The sequence below is a fragment of the uncultured Streptococcus sp. genome (assembly GCF_963528215.1).
Classification (GTDB): Bacteria; Bacillota; Bacilli; order Lactobacillales; family Streptococcaceae; genus Streptococcus.
The window spans coordinates 1-2752 of record NZ_CAURVL010000061.1 but is presented as its reverse complement, the minus strand read 5'-3'; the positions used below and the strand labels follow the sequence as shown (position 1 = coordinate 2752).

Below are 2752 nucleotides of genomic sequence, written 5' to 3'. Positions count from 1 at the left end.
CACCTTTTGGCATGAAGTTCAATTTGAAGAGTTCATCGTTTTGGATACCATAGATTAGTTCGTTATCTTTGTCGATGTAACCAGCTGGGATACCTGCAATAGAAGCTGGGCGAGTGTCCATTGGGAAACGAGTTGCTTCATAGTGAGCCTTTGTTTCTTCAATAATCTTTTTAATATGAAGAGAGCGTTCAGTTGGACCTGCTAAGAAGCTTTCATCTCCATCGTAAGGTGTGTAGTTAGCTTGAACAAAGCGTGAAATACTTGCTTTTTCTTTCCAATCTTCACCTTTGAAGCCTTCCCAAGCTTTGTCAAAAATATCTTGTGCTTCGACAACAGTTTTAACAACCATGTTAAATTCCTCTTTATCTTTCTAGTAACAAGTATCTGTTACATTTGTATAGTTAAAGTATAACACAGAGTAATCGTTTACACAAAGTGTTTTCGGGATATGTAAGCCTTTTCTTTTATAATACAGTTGTCTGAAATCCCCAAAAGTGTACTATATAGATGGATGAGAGAAATTTCTCAGCAAATAGTTGGGCAAATATGAGAAAAAGGTTATACTAGAATTGGAAAACAAGAATAAGAGGCGACTGGAATGTTGATTTTTCCCTTAATTAATGACACATCAAGAAAAATCATTCATATTGATATGGATGCCTTTTTTGCTGCGGTCGAAGTCAGGGATAATCCTAAGCTAAAGGGGCATCCAGTCATCATCGGCAGTGATCCACGCTTGACAGGTGGTCGTGGCGTCGTCTCTACTTGTAACTATGAAGCACGAAAGTTTGGTGTCCATTCTGCTATGAGCTCCAAGGAAGCATACGAACGATGTCCACAAGGGATTTTTATTTCGGGAAATTACGAAAAATATCAGACGGTCGGTTTGCAGATCCGAGAGATTTTTAGACGCTATACAGACTTGATTGAGCCAATGAGTATCGACGAGGCTTATCTGGATGTAACGGAAAACAAGCTTGGGATTAAATCCGCAGTCAAAATAGCCAAGCTGATTCAGCACGATATCTGGAATGAGCTGCAACTGACGGCTTCGGCAGGCGTTTCTTATAATAAGTTTCTGGCCAAGATTGCCAGTGACTATGAGAAGCCTCATGGTCTGACTGTTATTCTACCCGAAGAGGCTGAGGCCTTTCTGGCGCCTATGGACATTGCCAAGTTTCATGGAGTTGGTAAGAAGAGCGTTGAAAAACTGCATGAAATGGGAGTTTATACTGGTGCAGATCTGCTCAAGATACCAGAAATGACCCTGATTGATAAGTTTGGTCGCTTTGGTTTTGATCTCTACCGTAAAGCGCGTGGCATCAGCAATAGTCCGGTCAAATCCAATCGTATTCGTAAGTCTATTGGGAAGGAGCGGACCTATGCCAAACTGCTCTATAGTGAGGAGGATATCAAGAAAGAGCTGACCCTGCTGGCACAGAAGGTAGAAAATAGCTTGACTAAGCATGACAAGAAAGGACGAACCATCGTTCTGAAAATCCGCTATGCTGATTTCTCCACCTTGACTAAAAGGAAAAGTTTGAATCTAGCCACTCGAGACAAGGAGCAAATCGAGCGAACTGCGCATGAGATATACGATAGCTTGGAAGAGCAACCACGAGGTATCCGACTGCTAGGACTGACAGTGACGGGGTTTGAATAAAGATAAAAGCTTGGTTCGTTACCGGGCTTTTTTAGATATAGCTTTTAGTATGAGAGAGTTGCTTGTGACTAGCTTCTAAGTTGTCTGATGATTTTCATTAACTAAAAATAATCTTTTTTGAAAAAATACTGGACAAAGTTTTCTGTGTCTGTTATACTGATTTTATAAAATAAAAACCGTCTGGTCGGTTTTTGAAAAGAAAGGAGCAGAAATGAAGAAATCTGTAGTAGAAAAAACAAGCGAGCACATTCTCAAGTTGAATCAGGAGATGGATCGGCAGCGGGAAGCTCAGAAAGAGTTTTTGCAGCAGCAGGCAGAAAAACGTAAGGTGCAGCTGGAAAAGATGACACAGGGTGAGAATGGCATACGCTATTCTAAGTGGGGAGTCAAAGCTGGCTATGCTGTCCTTGCTGGTGGCTTGCTGACTTCTGTCTTTAGCCCATGGCGAGGACTGGGTATTATGGCAGTAGGGGGTCTGAGCCTTGCCTCCAATCTCTGGCATATCCGGCGATTGCAAAATCAGGAAAGGAGCAAGTAGCAGAGAGATGACCTGTCTTAAGCATGAGAGTCAGGACAACTTAGAAACTAAAAGCAGCAGTCAGTAGCTAAACGGTGCTGACATAGCTTTTAGCATCATTTAGTCTATCTTTGCTTTTTATTTTAGGCAAGGAGTAAAAGACTATGTTTTCTATTTGGCGCAGGTCTTTATTTTTTATAACAAAACAAACCGAATGGTCGGATTTTAAAAATCTGCGTTTCAAAACAGGCAATCATCTGAAAGACTGAGAGTAAAGGATGCTTTTGTCCAGTTTTCGGATGACTTTTCACTATTCTACATTTGATAAGGAGTTATCGTATGAACAAACAAACACATGTAGAGCCAGAGACAAGGCATATCCTGCCCTTTCTGGCCTGGACTTTTGGCATTACCTGGGGATCCTGGCTGATTCTGTATATTTTAACCGCCCTGAAGTTGACCAGCGGAGCCCAGCCTTTGGGCTTTGCTCTCAATTTCATCGGGGGCTTCGGACCGACCTTGGGAACTTTTCTCAGCCTCAAAATTTCTCATCCTAAGAAGATGCTGGACTT

At 41.7% G+C, this 2752-nt stretch carries 3 protein-coding genes and 1 pseudogene; 3 read left to right on the top strand and 1 reads right to left on the bottom strand.

Annotation, left to right across the window (positions count from 1 at the left end):
• Positions 1–349 (bottom strand): pyruvate formate lyase family protein (locus tag RWS24_RS10785; protein WP_314367458.1); only part of this gene is annotated, 349 nt, incomplete at its 3' end.
• A gap of 249 nt (positions 350–598) precedes the next feature.
• On the opposite strand from RWS24_RS10785, the gene dinB reads away from it, so the two are divergent.
• The 3 genes and pseudogenes from dinB to RWS24_RS10770 form a co-directional block, all read left to right on the top strand.
• Positions 599–1663 carry a DNA polymerase IV gene (gene dinB / locus RWS24_RS10780; protein ID WP_314367455.1) on the top strand — a complete coding sequence of 355 codons (1065 nt, stop codon included), beginning with the start codon at positions 599–601 and terminating at the stop codon, positions 1661–1663.
• A 211-nt stretch (positions 1664–1874) separates the two neighbouring features.
• Positions 1875–2201, top strand: coding sequence for a hypothetical protein (locus RWS24_RS10775; RefSeq protein WP_314367453.1), 327 nt, complete (start codon positions 1875–1877; stop codon positions 2199–2201).
• 318 nt (positions 2202–2519) lie between these two features.
• A pseudogene (locus tag RWS24_RS10770) lies at positions 2520–2752 on the top strand (CPBP family intramembrane glutamate endopeptidase); the annotation flags it as partial.